The organism is Candidatus Poriferisodalis sp. (genome assembly GCF_965221945.1).
In the GTDB taxonomy this organism is placed as follows: Bacteria; Actinomycetota; Acidimicrobiia; order Acidimicrobiales; family Poriferisodalaceae; genus Poriferisodalis.
On sequence record NZ_OZ244925.1, the window covers coordinates 3,712,112 to 3,729,324 of the forward strand.

Here is a 17,213-nt window from a genome sequence, read left to right on the forward strand (position 1 = left end):
GCGCACCGTGGCTGATCTCGCCAGTGCTCAAGGCGGCACCGCCGACGCGGGCACGCACCATGCCGATGTTCGCATCGAGGCGTGCGAGCGTGTCGACGACGTCGTGGTCACCGCCTTTGTGCGGCTGCATCCGCAACTGTCGAGCTCGCCGCCGCCAGATGCCGAGACGCTCGAGGGCATCGTCGGCCATCCGGCCAACACGGTGCTCGTCGCCCGCACAGGGTCTGGTGAGGCCGGATCCGATGAGATTGTCGGCGCGATGATTCTCGTGCTGTTCCCACTGCCGAGCGGCGTGCGGGCTTGGATAGAAGACGTCGTGGTGGACGAAGCCGCGCGCGGCCGCGGCATCGGCGCAGCGCTGAACCGGCGGGCCATCGAGATTGCTCGACAGGCGGGCGCGCGCACCGTCGACCTCACCTCGCGACCTGACCGAGAGGCCGCGAACCGCCTCTACGCCCGGCTCGGCTTTGCGCAGCGCACCACCAACGTCTACCGACTTGAGCTGTGAGTACCGTTCGGGCGCGACGGTCTCGCCCACCACTGCCACACACCACTAGGGGAACCCGGAATCATGGATCCTGACAGCATCAACTTGGGCCTGTTCGTCCTGCGAGTCATCGTCGGCGTCACCTTGGCGCTGCACGGCATCGCCAAGTTCCGGGGCGGCATCCGCGGCGTCGGCAATTGGTTCGAATCCGAAGGTCTGCGCCCCGGTTTGCTCCACGCGTACGTCGCGGCCCTCACCGAGATCTGCGCTGGTTTCGGCCTGGCACTCGGGCTGGTGACGCCACTCAGCGCGATGGCGTTCATCGGCGTGATGACGACGGCTGGGTGGGTCGGCCACCGCAGCAACGGGTTCTTCATCATTCGCGAGGGCTGGGAGTACGTGTTCGTGCTCGCCGTGGCTGCGGCGTCAGTGGCGGCAGCCGGGCCCGGCGACTGGTCGCTCGACAACGCGCTGGGTCTCGACTGGAGCGGCCCTGTGTGGTTCGTCGTCGCCATTGCAGGCGGGCTCGCCTCGACGATCCTGCTGCTGGCCGCGTTCTACCGACCGAATGCGCCAGCGGAGACGTGACGTTTGGGACTCGTCCGTGAGGCTCAGGCAATGAGACCCCGGCGATGAGACTCAAGCGATGAGCTGGGGATTGCTGGGTCGACTGGCTGGCTATGGCACCGTGTCAGCGGGCACGGTGGTTGTGACTCAAGGCGTGCTGGTTCTCGCGTACGCGGTGCTCGGCTGGCCCGCGGTGGTCGCCAACGTGGTGGCAGTGTGCGTGGCGGCCGGGCCCGCGTACTACGCCAACCGGCGCTGGGTGTGGGCTCGCACCGACCGGCACTCGGTCACCCGAGAAATCCTGCCGTTCTGGGGCTACAGCCTCGCCGGCTTGGGCGTCTCGTCGCTGTTCGTGGCGCTGGCCGAGGGGTGGTGGCACTCCACCGTCGCCGTCTCGGGAGCCAACCTGGTCGGATTCGGCGCCCTGTGGGTCGGCAAGTTCCTGCTGCTCGACCGTGTGCTGTTCGCCCGTCCAGCGTCCCATCGGGTGACCGGCACCCCGGAGCGCTGATGAACCCGAAGCTGGCTGCGCTGGCCCAGCAGGTGAAGGGCTTCATGCCCCACACCGAGGGCTTGGCGCTGTACCGGGCCGCCGTCGAGGCGGCTCCACGCGGACCGCTCGTCGAGATCGGCTCGTATTGCGGCAAGTCGGCGGTGTACCTGGGTGCTTGCGCGGCGGAGGTCGGGGGCGTGTTGTTCACCATCGACCACCACCGCGGATCCGAAGAGATGCAGGCCGGCTGGGAGCATCACGACGCGGACATGGTCGATCCCCGCACCGGTCGCATGGACTCCCTGCCGCTGCTGCGCCAGACCATCGAGCGTGCCGGTCTCGAAGACACCGTGGTGCCCGTCGTGGGCGACTCGGTCACTATCGCGGCCCACTGGGGCGATGCCGCCCTGGTGTTCATCGACGGCGGTCATGGCGAGGCCCCTGCCCACGCCGACTACGAAGCTTGGTCCCCCAAAGTGATGCCCGGCGGCCTACTGGCCATCCACGACGTATTTCCCGATCCCGCCGACGGCGGCCGTCCTCCCTACGAGATCTGGCTCCGGGCCCTCGCCGACGGCTTCACTGAGCACGCCGCCGAAGGCAGCCTGCGCATCTTGGGCAGACCGATCAGGGCCGAGGCGCAGTGATGAGTGCCTCTACAGCCGCGGTCCGGCGGTCGAGAGCGTCAGTGGCCAGGAGCACAGCCGCCGCCGTGTAGGCCGACTGTTCTTCGTGCGGGAAGGTCTTGCCCTGCGGCACGACCCAGCCTGTGTAGTAGGCGCCGTCGGCCGTCCGCAGTGGCTCAGTGGCCTCAATGAGCTGGCGGGCGGTGGCCTCCTCACCGGCGCGCAGGTACGCGAGCGCGCACTCGCAGGTCTCCGCGGCGGTCACCCAGGGCTGATCGGCCACACAGCGCACGCCGTGGTTGCCGAGCAGGAACTTCGGTGCGCCTGTGGCGAGGTGGGCCCGGGCCTGCGCCCCGTCAACGGCTCCGCACAGCACTGGGTAGTACCAGTCCATCGCCCAGCGATCCTTGGGCTCGAAGCCATCGGGTCGGTGGCGGATCTGGCGTTCGGTGCGTGCCAGCGTGCGAGCCCACGCCGGTCGCTCGTGGCCCAGCAGGCTCGCCAGCGCCAGCCCGCATCGCAGCGAATGAACGATCGACGACGAGCCGGTCAGGAGCGCATACGGCCACGGCGTGCCGTCGGCGTGCACCGCCCACGGGATGTGCCCGCTGGCGGTTCGCAGTCCCACCACGAAGTCAAGGGCACGTGCCACCGCCGGCCACATCGTCTCGACGAACCCGCGGTCTGCAGTCGAGAGCCAGTGATGCCACACGCCCACGGCCACATAGGCGCAGCAGTTCGTGTCGACCTTGGCGTCCTTGATTCCATGCGCGGTGTAGTAGTTGTGCCAGCTGCCCGAAGCCTGCTGATTCGCCCGCATCCACTCGTAGGCGGTCTCGGCAGCGTTGTGCCTGCCCGCTGACGCCAGCGCCATGGCGGCCTCGACGTGATTCCACGGATCGGCGTGCCCGCCTTCGAACCACAGGATGAGGCCGCCCGGCTGCTGGCAGGCATCGATGGCATCAGCCGTAGAAGCGACCTGTCGAGGCGACAGCAGCGGCGCGGTGCCGACGGCGAGCTGCCCGGAATGGTTCGGGCCGTGGTCGGGAGCCGCAGCGATTCCCGATGGTGCGAACTCAGGCGGCATCTGCGGCCCCCACCGGTTCGGCGAGCGGCCCGCCAACCGACGGCGTTGTGCGGACGCCGGCCAGCGCCGTGTCGGGCAGCGCGGACTCAGGAGGCATGCGAATCTCCCACCAACTCGGCACCGCTCGCCGCGCTGGTACGTGCCGGCGCCTTGTATGCGTAGAGCACTGTCGACTTGGGCAGCACCGCGTTGAGCAGCCGGTCCAACGTGCGCGTCAGCGGTGGCGCCGCCGTGATGTCCCACACGAGCAGCCGGTGATAGGCCCGCACCAGCGGATTGGCGTCGTTGCGAGGACCCACCAGGCAGCGCAGCCACCAGTACGGCGTGTGCAGGCCGTGTGCGCCGTGGCTGTCGGAGACGTACATGCCTGCCGCGGCCAGCTTCGTCCGCAACTCGTCCGAGCCGTAGATGCGCACGTGGCCGTCGGGCACTTTGGGTGAGTGGTAGTCGCTTGAGAGCGCCCAGCAGACTCGCTCGGCGGCGGGCGCCGGGACGGTGACCGCGATGGTGCCGCCGGGCCGCAGCACCCGTGCCAGCTCTGCGATGGCCCGCTCGTCGTCGACGATGTGCTCGAGCACCTCCGCTGCGATGATCCGGTCGAAGCTGGCGTCTGCGTAAGGCAACGACGTGGCATCGGCCACGACCGCGTGGGCGAGCCGTTGCGCGGACTGCGAGGCGATCTCCCCGGTGTCGTCCATGGCCGCGAACATGTCCGTGACGGAGCGCAGTTCGTCGGGATCACGATCCGAGGCGACGGTGACGCAGCCTCGCCGGACGCTCTCGAAGGCGTGGCGGCCCGCGCCGCAACCGAGATCCAGCACCCGGTCGCCACGTTGGGCGCCGAGCCGCTCGTAGTCGACAGTGAGCATCAGCGGCTGGCGAGCGCCCTGATCGCAGATGTGCGCGGCTGCCTCGCCGGGACATCTGCCAGCAATGCCCGGTATTGCTCGACGGTCTTGCGGGCCGTCGCCGCCCACGAGTAGTTGGCCTTCACCCGCGCCCGTCCGGCCGCTCCCACGGTCGATCGCAGTTCGGGCTGAGACAGCGCCCAGCCGATGCGGGCTGCGAGGGCCTCCGAGTCGCCGGGGGGCACCTGCAGGCACGTCTCGCCGTCTGGGCCGGTGACCTCGGGCAGGGCGCCGCCGGTGGTCGCCACCAATGGCACTCCACACGACATCGCTTCCACGGCGGGCAGCGAGAACCCTTCATACAGGGACGGCACCACGGCCAGTTGTGCCTCGTTGTACAGCTCGACGATGCGTTCGTCGGGCACGCCGCTCACGAACTCGACGCTGCCGGCCAAGTCGAGCTGGTCGATGCGCCGGCTTGCCGCCGAGTCGTCCTTCGGTCGGCCGATCACCACCAGGTGCAGTGCGGGGTTCTCGACTCGCAACTTCGCCAGTGCCTCGAGCAGGTAGGCGAGACCCTTCATGACCACATCCGCGCTGGCCGTGGTCATGAGCCGGCCCGGCACCGGCGTCACGTCGGGCAGGGGTCGGAACTGGTCGGGATCGACGCCGACTGTGACGATGTTCAGGCGAGCGGGATCCACGCCCAGGTCGGACACAATGTCGTCGAAGCTGTTGGTGGACACGGTCACAATGCGATCGAGACGCCGAGCCACCCGGTTCTGCATGCGGGTGAAGGCGTAGAAACGCCGCATGGCAAGCCGTTTGCCCCGCGTGGGCGCATGGGCGATCTCCAGTCGCCGGTCGACGGTGATCGGGTGATGGATGGTGCCCAGCGTTGGCATGCCGGCCCGTCGCAGCCAGTCGATGCCGTAGCCCAAGCACTGGTTGTCGTGCACCAGGTCGAAGTCGTCGAGCCGGCTGAGCAGCGCCTGAAATGCCCGCAGGCTGAACGTCAGCGGTTCGGCGAACGAGGCCGTGCAGGTGATGACCCACTCCAGCACGTCGATCGGAGAACGGAACTCCGCCAGCTTCGGCACCCGGAACGGGTCGGGCATGCGATACAGGTCGAGGCTTGGAAGCTCGGTCAGCTTGATGCCCTCATCGAGGTGCGGGTAGGGCGGTCCACTGAACACCTCGACGCTGTGGCCGAGCATTGACAGCTCGCGCACCAGGTGGCGGACGTAGACGCCCTGTCCGCCCACCCAGGGGTGGCCCCTGTAGGTCAGCAGCGCAACGCGCAGCGGACGCTCGGCTTCGACCAGTCCAATGTCGGGACCCATCGCAGCCTCCGTCAGCAAGCGAGAACCCAGCGAATCAGCGGTGGGTAGGCGAGTTCGCCGGGGTTGCGTGAGGCTACTGGGCGGTCTGTCCCTGCCGGCCGTGTCCCTTGTCGGAGAACGAGAGCACTACGAGCCGGTGCCGGTACCGTTCGCAGCGCATGGCTGGCACTTCCGAAACCGTCACGATGCCCGCCGGGTTGCTGCCCGCTGACCACCCCAGCCGCCGTCTGAGCGACAGCCTGTATCTGCGGGCAGCCCGCTGCCAGCCGACCGGGCGCGTGCCGGTGTGGTTCCAGCGGCAGGCCGGCCGCTCGCTGCCCGAGTACCGGGCGCTGCGCGGCGAGGGGAGCATCCTCGACGCCATCGCGGACCCGGCCACCGCGGCCGAGATCACGCTGCAGCCGGTCCGCCGCTACGGCGTCGATGTGGCGGTGCTGTTCTCCGACATCGTGGTGCCCGCCGCAGCAGTCGGCTTCGGGATCGACGTGGTGCCCGGAGTGGGTCCCGTGGCCGCCGAGCCGCTGCGCAGCCGCTCCGACCTCGACCGCCTGCCCGAGCTCGATGCGCAAGCACACACCCCCTATGTGCTCGAGACCGTGCGGCTGCTGGCAGCGAAGCTCGACGTCCCTCTCATCGGCTTCGCTGGGGCGCCGTTCACGGTGGCGAGCTACCTGGTCGAAGGCCGACCGTCGCGCCAGCACGCCCTGACCAAAGCGCTCATGCACACCGACCCGGCGCTGTGGCACGACCTGATGGAACGCCTCGCCTCCATCGCGGTGGCGTCGATGCGATCGCAGGTGCTTGCCGGCGCCAGCGCGGTGCAGCTGTTCGACTCCTGGGCAGGCACGCTGTCGCCCGCCGACTACGCCGCGTTCGTGGCGCCGCACAGCAAGCGTGTGTTCGACGATCTGGCCGACCTCGGTGTGCCACGAGCGCACTTCGGTGTCGGCACCGGTGAATTGCTTGACCAGATGGCCCAGGTCGGCGCCGATGTGGTGGGGGTGGACTGGCGAGTACCGCTGGGTGCTGCACGCCAGCGAGTAGGGCCCGGTGTGGCGCTGCAGGGCAACTTGGATCCGGTGCTGTGCCTCGCCGGCTGGCCAGCCGTGCGCGCAGCGGCCGACCGCATCCTGGCCGAAGGCACCCAGCAGCCCGGCTTCATCTTCAACCTGGGCCACGGCGTGCTGCCCGAGACCGACCCAATTGTGCTGCAGCGCCTGACAGACCATGTGCATGCGTACCAGCCGGCGCACGCAAGCCAGCACGAGTGAGCGAACGGGGCCCTCGTCATGGCACCCAGTAGTCATGGTGACCTGTAGTCATGGCACCTAGGCGGGTCGTCGTGGTCGGCGGCGGGATCACCGGGCTGACTGCTGCGTACCGCCTGCTGCATCCCGCTGACGCCGGAACTGCGGTGCCCAGGGTGGTGCTGATCGACAGCGCCGAGCGCCTGGGCGGCAAGATCCACACAACTCCCTTCGAAGGCGTGCCCGTCGACGAGGGCGCCGATGCATTCCTGCTGCGGGTGCCCTGGGCGATCGAGCTCTGCGACGAGCTGGGAATCTCGGCCGAGCGCATCTCGCCATCGATCGGCGGTGCCTCGGTCGTTCACGCCGGCCCAGACGGTCCGCAGCTCACGTCCCTTCCCGACGGACTAGTGGGCGGGGTGCCGACCCGGCTCGGACCGCTGCTGCGTTCCCCGCTATTGGGCCTTGCGGGCACGCTGCGCGCCGCAGCCGACTATGTGCTGCCGCGCCGGTTCACCGCACGCCGATTGGGTCCTGACGGGATCGACGTGGTGACATCCGACCCGGGCGAGAACGTGCGCTTACGGCTCGAGTCCGCCAGCGTGGGCGACATCGTGCGCTCCCGGCTCGGAGCGGCGGTGGCGTCCAGGGTGGTCGACCCGCTGCTCGGCAGCATCAGCGCGGGGGACATCAACCGGCTGGACGCAACAATGTCGGCGCCGATCCTGGGCGAAGCGCTCGGACGCAGCCGCTCGCTCATGCGGGGACTGCGCGCGATGCAACCGGCCCCCATCCCAGGTGCCGACGGTCCGGCACCGATCTTCGGCAGCTTCGAAGGCGGGATGGGTCGGCTGGTCGAAGCGCTAATGCAGCGGCTCGACGGATGCATCTTGCGGCTCGGCCACTCGGTGGAAGCAATCCGGCGCCCCGGAACACGGTTCGCCGTGGACACCGGGTCCGAGGTGCTTGCCGCAGACGCAGTCATCGTCGCTGCACCCGCCCACGCGGCGGCCCAGATGCTGCCAAGCGCGCCCGACGCTGCCGCTGCGCTCGCGCGCATCGACTACGCGTCGGTTGCCGTGGTGACGCTCAGCGTGCGCCCCGATGCCATCGAAGCGCCGCAGGAGGCCGGCTTGCTGGTCACCCGAGACACCGGCTGGCTGACGACGGCCTGCAGCTACGGGTCGGCGAAGTGGCCGAAGTGGTCCGGCGGCGGCAACAGCGACGCCGGCAACAGCGACGCCGGCGATGGGGGCAACGGGGGCATCCCGAACGCCATCCTGCGTGTTTCGGTCGGCCGGCATGACGACGACCGCCACACGCGCGTGGGTGACCGCGAGCTGCTGGAAACCGTGGTGGGGGAGCTGTCTGGCCTGGCGCCCCTGCGAGCGCTGCGCGATCCCGCGGCAATCACGTCGTGGCGCGTCTCGCGCTGGGAGCGGTCACTGCCCCAGTACGTGCCGGGTCACGGACATCTCGTCGAGCGCATCGAGAGCGCACTCGCCCGCGAACTCCCCGGTGTGTTCGTGACCGGTGCAGCCTACCGGGGACTTGGTATCCCCGCCTGCATCCGGCAAGGCAATGAAGCGGCAGCAGCAGTGGTGCAGCACCTCGGCTCAGGCCCGCCCATCACCTCGCCGTGAGCCGTCCAGCGATGAGACAACGACTCCTACGCGACAGCCTGGCCGTCGCGCTCGGGGCGCTCACCATGTTGTCGCTGCCTCCATGGGGGCTGTGGCCGCTCGGGCCCATCGGCCTGGGCCTGTGGCTGCGTTATTGCAACCGGGGCGCAGGTCGCTGGCGCGACCGGCTCGAAGCAGCAGGCGCCTTCTGGCTGGGCGCGTACGTGCTCGGGCTGTTCTGGATGACCGAGCTGACGTTGCCGGGATGGATCGTGGCCGTACCGGTCGAAGCGCTCATCATGGCGCTCCCGGCCTCGCTCGTCGCCCCGAGCGGCTGGCGGCGGACCCTCGGCGTGCCCGCAGCGCTGGTGCTGGGCGAGGCAGTGCGCTGGCGCGTGCCGTTCGGCGGCGTCCCGATGTCCAACCTGGCGCTGGGACAGGTCGAGGGGCCATGGCTGGGCGTCGCCGTCCTGGCCGGCCCGCTGGGCGTGATCGCGCTGGTCGGCGTCGGGGCCGTCATCGTCGAGCGGCTCTGTGCTCGGGAATGGTGCGACGTGGCGTGGCCAGCGGTGGCTGCGATCGGCCTTCCCCTCGCGGCACTGGCCTGGCCGGCGACGACCGTCGATGCCACCATCACCGCCGCGGTCGTGCAGGCCGGCGGCGAGTTGGGTACGAACGTCGACACGCCCCAGCGCAGCGTGCGGACTCGGCACCTTGAGGCCACCGCGGCCTGGGGGGGCAACGCAGATCTGATGCTGTGGAGCGAGAGCAGCACCTCCAGCGACGGTCCCCTCGAGGCGTCCGACCGTCTGGCAGAACTTGAGGCGCTGGCCGCGGAACGCGATGTGGTGCTCGTGGCCAACTTCTACGAGCGGACCCCCGACGGCCAGCGCTTCCGCAACGCGACCGTTGCTGTCGATCCCAACACCGGACTGTCGGACCGGTACGACAAGGCCCACCTGGTGCCCTTCGGCGAGTACGTGCCGCTGCGCAGCGTGGTGGAGCGGTTCGCCGACCTGTCGCTGATTTCCCGGGAGGCGATCGGAGGTGCCGGTCCGGGCCTGTTGACGACCTCATTGGGCGACATTGCTGCTGTCACGTCCTACGAGGTGTACTTCAGCGAGTTGGTCCGCGACGGTGTCCGTGCGGGCGGGCGCATCGTGGCCAACCCCACGCTCGCGTCGTCGTACAGCACGTCGGTGGTACCGGCGCAGTCGCTGGCCAGCGCCCGGCTGCGAGGCGTCGAGTCGGGTCGCTGGGTGCTGCAATCCTCCACCACCGGCTACAGCGCGATCGTGTCCCCGAAGGGCGAGATCACACATCGCAGCGAGCTACGCGAATCCGTCGTTCTGGCCGCCAATGTGGACCTTCGCTCGGGATCCACCCCGGCGACGGTGCTGGGCTCATGGCCCCTCATGCTGGCTGCTGTCGTCGTTCTGGCATCGTGCGCCGTGACAGCTGCGCGCACGAATGGGCGCGCTGTGTGAATGACGCACGCCCCTAGGCGCGCTGTGCCATTCGCCCGCGCCAAGAGGCGCGCTGTGTCACTTGCGCGCGCCAAGAGGCGCACCGGTACCACCCGCCCCAAGTAGCCTTGATCAGCCTCAATAACGGTGACGAGCCAAGCGTGAGCCATCCGGAAATCCAGGCAGAACAAGCACATATCGACCGCGCGCATGCGCTTCTGGAGTCTTCCCGGGAGCGAGCGACGCGGCTGCGCGACATGGTCGAGGTCGGCCGCGGTGGCACCCGGCAGGCGAGGTTCGAACGCGACGTCATCGAGGACGCCGTGGCAGGTCGCCTCAGCCAGCTCGAGCTGGGTTCGTCGTCGCTGGTGTTCGGCCGCATCGACCGGCCGGCCAAGACCAGCGACGACGCCCCCGAGCCCGGTGCCACCGGTCCCAGCGAGACCTTCTACATCGGCCGGCTGGGCGTTGCCGACGAGCGGCAGGAGCCCGTCGTGGTGGACTGGCGGGCCCCGGTCGCGGAGCCGTTCTTCCGTGCGACCGGCGGCGACCCGTTGGGGTTGCTGCGGCGCCGCCACTTCGTGTGCCGTGGCCGGATCCTCGCAGACCTGGAAGACGAGGTCTTCGACCTCGACGCTCTCGACGGCGGCTCCTCCGACAATGGCCGACCGCGGCTGAACGGCCACGGGGCGCTCTATGCGGCCCTCGAAGAGCGCCGAGACGGCCAGCTGCGCCAGGTCGTGTCGACCATTCAGGCCGAGCAGGACGAGATCATCCGCAGCCCACGCAAGGGCATCCTGGTCTGCCAGGGCGGCCCCGGTACCGGCAAGACGATCGTGGCGTTGCACCGTGCCGCCTACCTGCTCTACACATACCGTTTCCCGCTCGCAGGCCAAGGTGTGCTGGTTGTCGGCCCCAATCGACTCTTCCTGCGCTACGTCGAGCGCGTGCTGCCCAGCCTGGGCGAGGTCGGCGTGCACCTGTTCGTGCTGGCCGATCTGTTCAACGACATCTTCCCCGAGGTGCGGATCCGATTTGCAGACGCACCCGACGTCGCTCGCACCAAGGGCGATGCCCGCATGTCACAGGTCATCGTGAACGCCGTGCGGGACCGCCAACGAGCTCTCCGCAGCGACCTTCGCTTGGAGTTCGGGCTGAGCTACGTCACCCTTGCCGCAAGCACGTCACGCGCCATCGTGGCCGAGGCTCGCCGCCGGTTCCGCCATCACAACGCCGGTCGTGCCTTCGTGGAGCAGGAGGTTTACGCGGCCATGTCGGCCTCTCACCGGCGTCGGCCCGACCCCGTCAAGCTGCGTGACCGATTCGCCCGTCACCCTGAGGTGATGGCGGCGTTCGAGCGCATGTGGCCGCTGTTGACGCCGGCACAGCTGCTGCGCGACCTGTTCGGCTCACGCGCGCTGCTTCGTTCAGCGGCTGCCGGCGTGCTGCGTGAGGTCGAATGGGAATCGCTGCATCGGCCCCGCGGCGACAGCGAAGCTGACTACGAGTGGAGCGATGCCGACGTTGCGCTGCTCGATGAGGCCTATGCCGTGCTGGGGCCCCGGTCGCGCTCACGCAAGCGACGCAGCGACACCGAGATGCGCACGTACGGGCACATCGTGGTCGACGAGTGCCAGGACCAGCCACCGATGGCGCTGCGGATGATTGCCAGGCGCTCGCTCAACGGCTCGATGACGCTGGTCGGCGACATCGCCCAGGCCACGTCTGCGCACGCGCCATCGGGTTGGCAGGAAATCCTCGCTCACCTGCCGTCGGGTCCGGTGCCTCCGCGGCTGGCTGAGCTCACCCTCAGCTACCGCATTCCCCAGCCCAGCCTTGAACTCGCCAATCGTGTGCTCGCGGCAGCTGCGCCCGGTCTCGCGCCGCCAGCTGCCGTGCGCATCGACGGGTCGCCGCCTCGTTTTGTGCCGGCGCCTCTGAGCTTGGCTCACACCGTGCTTGAGACGGTGAATTCCGAGGCTGTCGCGCTCGACGGCGGGAGCATGCTCGTGGTGTCGCCCACCCAGTTCATGGACGAGATCGCGGCGCTGTTGGCAGAAGCTGGTGTGGATTTCGGCCGCGCCACCGCGGCCAGCCGCAACGCCACCGGTGCGCTGCACCCGCGCGTCACCTTGGCGCCCGTGCGCCTGTGCAAGGGCCTCGAAACCGACGGTGTCGTGGTGGTGGAACCCGGCGCGATGGTCGATGAGGAACCCCAGGGCCTGCGGGCTCTCTACGTAGCGCTGACTCGCGCTACCAAGAGAGTTGCGGTGGTGTACTCACAGCCGCTGCCCGATCCGCTCCGGGCGGAGATCATGCGCGGCGCCGAGTCGTGCAACACTGGCCGCACCGCCGCAAACGCCGATGCGGTTGAGGTGAACTCGGGAGAATCACATGGCTGATGTCACGGTGACAGTGCTGAACAACGGACCGCTGCTGGTCCGCGGTTTGTGCCAGATCGACGACCACGAAGGAAACTCGGTGGCCGACAGCGATTCGGTCGTGGCTCTGTGCCGCTGCGGCCAGTCGGGCACGAAGCCGATGTGCGACGGCAGCCACAATCAAGGATTCGACGGCGCCCTCAACCCCCCGAGCTAGACACGCACCCCTCGCTCGCGGCATTCTCCACGCCCACTGCGGCGTGGTTCTCCTCAACATTTGCCGCGCCGACGCAATGTCAGGTCTCGGGATGGGAGAGCATCTCGGCGGGCAGCCACTGCCTGATCGCTGCGCCGACCGGCTCGGGCAAGACGCTCGCTGCATTCCTGTGGGCCATCGATCGGGTCATGTCCGAGCCCGAGCCGCCGCGTGCCGAACGCACCCGGGTGCTGTACCTGTCGCCGCTGCGGGCGCTGGCAGTCGATATCGACAAGAACCTGCGAGCGCCGCTAGCTGGCATCGGCCTGGCCGCCGAGCGCCTTGGCACCGATATGCACACACCGACCGTCGGCGTGCGTACGGGTGACACCAGCGCCGCTGAGCGGCGGCGGCTGATCACCCGGCCACCCGACATCGCCATCACCACGCCCGAGTCGCTGTATCTCATGCTGACCTCGCAGGCGCGCGAGACGCTGCGATGGGTGCGCTGGGTCATCGTCGACGAGATCCACTCGGTGGCCGCCACCAAGCGGGGCACGCACCTGGCGCTGTCGCTGGAGCGGCTGTGCGAGCTGACCGTCGAGCAACCGCAGCGGATCGGCTTGTCGGCCACCCAACGACCACTGTCTGAAGTCGCCCGGTTCCTCGGCGGCAACGATCCCGACCAGCCGGCCTCCAGGCACGTCGTGATCGCCGATGCGGGCATGAGCTCTCAGCTCGACGTGGAGGTCATCGTCGGGGTGTCCGACATGGGCGACCTGGCAGCTGCCAGCGCTGCGGGAACGCCCAACGGCAACGTGCGAGTCGATCACGACGATGACTTCGCAGCGCCGCGTGGGGCGGCGCCATCGGACACAGCGCCGGAGCTTGCGGTGGCGCCATCGGACACAGCGCCGGAGCTTGCGGTGGCGCCATCGGACACAGCGCCGACAGTCCCAGGCAGTCCAGCACCGCAGACCCACTCCAACAGCATCTGGCCCGCCATCCACCCGCGCCTGCTGGAGCTCGTCTACGCGCACCGATCCACCATCATCTTCACCAATGCTCGCCGGCTGGCCGAACGGCTGGCCTCGCGGTTGAACGAACTGCATCTGGACGGGCTGAACCGCGCCGCCGAGGCCGAAGGCACCTCGCCGCCGGAGGGCGCAGAGCTGGTGAGAGCCCACCACGGTTCGCTCAGCCGCGAACAGCGGCTATCCATCGAAGACGACCTGAAGGCGGGCCGTGTGCGCGCCATCGTGGCTACCTCATCGCTGGAGCTCGGCATCGACATGGGAGCGGTGGACCTGGTGATTCAGGTGGCCTCGCCCCCGTCGGTGGCGGCGGGATTGCAGCGCATCGGGCGCGCGGGTCACCAAGTCGGCGCGCCGAGTGTGGGGAAGATCTTCCCCCGCCACCGCGGCGATCTCGTCGAGGCGGCAGTGGTGGCACAGCGAATGGGCACCGGCGAGATCGAATCGATCCGCTTCCCCCGCCAGCCGCTCGACGTGCTGGCCCAGCAGGTCGTGGCGATGGTCGCGGTCGACGACTGGTCGGTGAACGACCTGCTTGGCGTCGTGCGCCGTGCCGCCCCCTACGAACAGCTCAGCGAAGAGGTGTTCTCGTCGGTGCTCGACCTGCTCGCCGGCCGTTACCCGTCAGAGGAGTTCCGCGAGCTACGGCCGCGCATCGTCTGGGACCGCTCCACCGGGATGCTCCGTGCTCGTCAGGGGGCAGGCCGCTTGGCGGTCACCAACGCCGGCACCATTCCCGACCGGGGTCTGTACGCAGTGTTCACCACCGACGGATCGCGTGTGGGCGAGCTGGACGAGGAAATGGTGTACGAGGCCCGCGTGGGCGAGACGTTCCTGCTGGGGGCGTCCACGTGGCGGATTGCCGAGATCACCTTCGACCGTGTCGTGGTCACGCCTGCGCCGGGCGAGCCGGGCAAGATGCCGTTCTGGCACGGCGACGGCCCTGGCCGACCGCTCGAGCTGGGCCGGGCGGTGGGGGCGTTCATCCGCTCGGTCGGCGACCAGTTGCCCGACCCGCTGCCGCTCGACTTCGCCACGGACAGCTCTGACGATGCGGTCGCTGGGCTGATTGGGCGTCTGCAGCGCGAGCACTGCCTGGACCGAACCGCCGCAGAGAACATCCTGCGGTATCTGGACGCGCAGCGGTCTGCGACTGGCGTTGTACCCGATGACCGCACGATTGTCGTGGAGCGGTTCCGCGACGAGATCGGCGACTGGCGGATCTGCATCCTCACCCCGTTCGGTGCCCGGGTGCATGCCCCGTGGGGCATCGCGCTGCAGGCCAAGCTCGCGCAAGGGGCTGCCCAACACGGCGAAGGACCAGTCGAGCTGTTGTGGAGCGACGACGGCATCGTGCTGCGATTGGGCGACGTCTGGTCTCCAGACGACGAGGCGGGCTCCCAAAGCGGCCCTGGCCTCGATGCGCCCGATCTGGCGCTCGATCCCGACGAGGTGCGCGAAGCCATCGTGAACCACCTGCCCTCGACGGCACTGTTCGCGTCCCGCTTCCGGGAGGTTGCCGGTCGGGCCCTGCTGCTGCCGCGCCGACGACCGGGCGAGAGGGTCCCGCTCTGGCAGCAGCGTCAGCGCTCGGCGGGACTGCTGGAGGTTGCGGCGAAGTACCCGAGCTTCCCGATGCTGCTCGAGACCTCCCGCGAGTGCCTGCAGGAAGTGTTTGACGTGCCGGCGCTGGCCGAGGTGCTGGGCGACATCAAGTCCCGCAAGATCCGCATGGTCACCGTCGACACCGACGGTGCCTCGCCGATGGCCCAAAGCCTGCTCTTCGACTGGATCTCGGTCTTCATGTATGGCGGCGATGCGCCGCTGGCTGAACGCCGGGCGGCGGCACTGGCGCTGGATCGCGACCTGCTGGCCGACCTGCTGGGTGCCGAGGAGTTACGCGAGCTGCTCGACGCCGAGGTGCTGGCAACCCTCGAGCTCGAGCTTCAGCGCCTGGCTGACGGCCGCCGTGCCCGCGATGCCGACGAGCTCGCTGATGTGCTGAGCCGAGTTGGCGATCTCACGGCGTTGGAAATCACGCACCGTTGCGAGCCGGACCCGTCAGGCTCGCCGCCGGGAGAGCGCTGGCTGGCCGAGCTGGTGGCCGAGCGCCGTGCGGTTGAGGTTCGCATTGCCGATGAGACCCGCTACGTCGCCGTCGAGGACGCAGCGCGCTGCCGTGACGCACTGGGGTGCGCCTTGCCGGTCGGCCTGCCGGCTGCATTCACAGTCGATGCGTACCAAGGCACCGATCCGCTTGACGAGTTGGTGGCTCGCTTCGCAGCAACGCATGTGCCGTTTGAAGCCGAGTCGGCCGCGCAGCGACTGGGCATTCCGGAGGTTCGGGCAACAGCGGCGCTCAACCGCCTCGAGGCGGCCCGACGGGTGACCCGAGGCGCGTTCCGTCCCGACGGCACTGGCACCGAGTGGTGTGACATGACGGTGCTGCGAACCGTGCGCCGGCGCTCCCTGGCCCGACTGCGCCGCGAGGTGGAACCGGTACTGACTGAGGCCTACGCGCGTTTCCTGTCCGCCTGGCACAGCATTGACCGGCCCCGTCGGGGTGCCGACGCGCTGGCCGATGCCATCACCCAGTTGGCAGGTGCGCCGGTGGCGGCGTCGATCCTGGAGGCCGACGTCTTGCCGGTGCGCTTGGCCCGCTACAGCGGGGCCGATCTCGACGCGCTGCTGGCCAGCGGAGAGCTGGTGTGGATCGGGGCGGGATCGCTCGGTCCCAACGACGGCCGCGTCCGCCTGTACTGGCGCGACGAGATCGCCACGCTGGCGCCGCCGCCCGATGACGAGCCTGACGACCCTGTGGCGGCAGCCGTGCTCAGCCACCTCGGCGAGCGCGGGGCCGCGTTCTGGACTGATCTGTTCGCAGCAGTGCACACCGCCATCTCAGGCGATGCGCCAGCCGATCTGTCCGGTCTGTCCGAGCGGGTGCTGGCAGCTTTGTGGGACTTGGTGTGGGCCGGTCTGGTCACCAACGACACGTTCGTCCCGCTGCGAGCCCTCGGCCCACGCAAGGGTCGTGCAGCGAAGGCCAAGCGTCCCGGCAGGCGGGCAGCTGGTGCGTCACGAGGCCGATCGGGTGTGCTGACACGCTCGGGTCCTAGTCATCGGCCCCGCCCGGGACGCCTGCGTGCTGGGGGGCCGCCGAGCGCGGCGGGTCGCTGGTCGCTGGTGTCGCTGCTGCGCGAACCCGCACCGTCGCCGACTGAGCGTGCTCACGGCGCGGCGCAAGCGCTGCTGGAACGCCAAGGCATCGTCACCCGTCCCGGCGTGCTGGCCGAGGGTCACCCAGGAGGTTTCGCCGCGGCCTACGGCATCCTGCGAGCGCTCGAGGAGCGGGGCAGCGTGCGGCGTGGTCACTTCGTGGAAGGCCTCGGGGCCGCACAGTTCGCCACCGCCGCGGCAGTGGAGCGCCTGCGAGACCACCGCGAGGGCTCCGGCGACATGGTGGTGCTCGGAGCGGCAGACCCGGCCCAGCCCTACGGCGCCGCACTCGGCTGGCCGCAGAGCGAGGGCCGGCCCAGCCGGACCGCTGGGGGCCATGTGGTGCTCTCCGACGGCTTTCCGCTCGTGATGCTGGACCGGGGCGGCCGCACGCTCCACACCTTCGAGTACGCCAACACTGACCTGCGCTGGATCGATGCGCTCCGCAACGCTCTCGCCACCGGTCGACTCACCAGAGTCGAGCTGGCACGCATCGATGCCGCCCCAGCCGCCGAACACCCGATGCACGACACCCTGCTGGCCAACGGCTTCACCCCCGGCTACCGAGGCCCCACACTGCGCGCTTGATCGCGAAAA

The 17,213-nt window shown here is 69.4% G+C and carries 13 protein-coding genes; 10 read left to right on the top strand and 3 right to left on the bottom strand.

Annotated elements, in window-relative coordinates; translation table 11 throughout:
- The first annotated feature begins 7 nt into the window (after nucleotides 1-7).
- The 4 genes from ACOQPH_RS17370 (at nucleotide 8) to ACOQPH_RS17385 (ending at nucleotide 2,194) form a co-directional block, all read left to right on the top strand.
- On the top strand, nucleotides 8-508 hold the full coding sequence (locus tag ACOQPH_RS17370; protein WP_420622564.1) for a GNAT family N-acetyltransferase: 501 nt from the start codon (nucleotides 8-10) through the stop codon (nucleotides 506-508).
- A 63-nt stretch (nucleotides 509-571) separates the two neighbouring features.
- Nucleotides 572-1,075 (top strand): DoxX family protein, encoded by a 504-nt coding sequence (locus ACOQPH_RS17375; protein ID WP_420622565.1) that lies wholly within the window; start codon nucleotides 572-574, stop codon nucleotides 1,073-1,075.
- A gap of 58 nt (nucleotides 1,076-1,133) precedes the next feature.
- Nucleotides 1,134-1,565, top strand: a complete 432-nt coding sequence (locus ACOQPH_RS17380) for a GtrA family protein (RefSeq protein WP_420622566.1) — start codon at nucleotides 1,134-1,136, stop codon at nucleotides 1,563-1,565.
- Nucleotides 1,565-2,194, top strand: coding sequence for a class I SAM-dependent methyltransferase (locus ACOQPH_RS17385; protein WP_420622567.1), 630 nt, complete (start codon nucleotides 1,565-1,567; stop codon nucleotides 2,192-2,194). Before ACOQPH_RS17380 ends, ACOQPH_RS17385 begins: the two co-directional genes overlap by 1 nt.
- Here ACOQPH_RS17385 and ACOQPH_RS17390 read toward each other — a convergent pair.
- The 3 genes from ACOQPH_RS17390 to ACOQPH_RS17400 all read right to left on the bottom strand — a co-directional run bounded on the left by ACOQPH_RS17390 (nucleotide 2,175) and on the right by ACOQPH_RS17400 (nucleotide 5,451).
- A complete protein-coding gene (locus ACOQPH_RS17390) occupies nucleotides 2,175-3,260 on the bottom strand; it encodes a prenyltransferase (RefSeq protein WP_420622568.1) in 1,086 nt (361 codons plus the stop codon). The two genes, ACOQPH_RS17385 and ACOQPH_RS17390, sit on opposite strands and share 20 nt — an antisense overlap.
- A gap of 86 nt (nucleotides 3,261-3,346) precedes the next feature.
- Nucleotides 3,347-4,129 (bottom strand): class I SAM-dependent methyltransferase, encoded by a 783-nt coding sequence (locus ACOQPH_RS17395; protein ID WP_420622569.1) that lies wholly within the window; start codon nucleotides 4,127-4,129, stop codon nucleotides 3,347-3,349.
- Nucleotides 4,129-5,451, bottom strand: coding sequence for a glycosyltransferase family 4 protein (locus ACOQPH_RS17400; RefSeq protein WP_420622570.1), 1,323 nt, complete (start codon nucleotides 5,449-5,451; stop codon nucleotides 4,129-4,131). Before ACOQPH_RS17400 ends, ACOQPH_RS17395 begins: the two co-directional genes overlap by 1 nt.
- Nucleotides 5,452-5,609: 158 nt before the next feature.
- On the opposite strand from ACOQPH_RS17400, the gene hemE reads away from it, so the two are divergent.
- The 6 genes from hemE (at nucleotide 5,610) to ACOQPH_RS17430 (ending at nucleotide 17,204) form a co-directional block, all read left to right on the top strand.
- Nucleotides 5,610-6,722, top strand: a complete 1,113-nt coding sequence (hemE, locus tag ACOQPH_RS17405; RefSeq protein ID WP_420622571.1) for a uroporphyrinogen decarboxylase — start codon at nucleotides 5,610-5,612, stop codon at nucleotides 6,720-6,722.
- Between the two features lie 50 nt (nucleotides 6,723-6,772).
- Nucleotides 6,773-8,341 carry a protoporphyrinogen oxidase gene (gene hemG, locus ACOQPH_RS17410; RefSeq protein WP_420622572.1) on the top strand — a complete coding sequence of 523 codons (1,569 nt, stop codon included), beginning with the start codon at nucleotides 6,773-6,775 and terminating at the stop codon, nucleotides 8,339-8,341.
- A gap of 11 nt (nucleotides 8,342-8,352) precedes the next feature.
- A complete protein-coding gene (lnt, locus tag ACOQPH_RS17415) occupies nucleotides 8,353-9,807 on the top strand; it encodes an apolipoprotein N-acyltransferase (RefSeq protein ID WP_420622573.1) in 1,455 nt (484 codons plus the stop codon).
- Nucleotides 9,808-9,947: 140 nt separating this feature from the next.
- A complete protein-coding gene (locus ACOQPH_RS17420; protein ID WP_420622574.1) occupies nucleotides 9,948-12,188 on the top strand; it encodes a HelD family protein in 2,241 nt (746 codons plus the stop codon).
- Nucleotides 12,181-12,384, top strand: a complete 204-nt coding sequence (locus ACOQPH_RS17425; protein ID WP_420622575.1) for a CDGSH iron-sulfur domain-containing protein — start codon at nucleotides 12,181-12,183, stop codon at nucleotides 12,382-12,384. Before ACOQPH_RS17420 ends, ACOQPH_RS17425 begins: the two co-directional genes overlap by 8 nt.
- Nucleotides 12,354-17,204, top strand: coding sequence for a DEAD/DEAH box helicase (locus ACOQPH_RS17430; RefSeq protein WP_420624381.1), 4,851 nt, complete (start codon nucleotides 12,354-12,356; stop codon nucleotides 17,202-17,204). Before ACOQPH_RS17425 ends, ACOQPH_RS17430 begins: the two co-directional genes overlap by 31 nt.
- The last annotated feature ends 9 nt before the right edge of the window (nucleotides 17,205-17,213 follow it).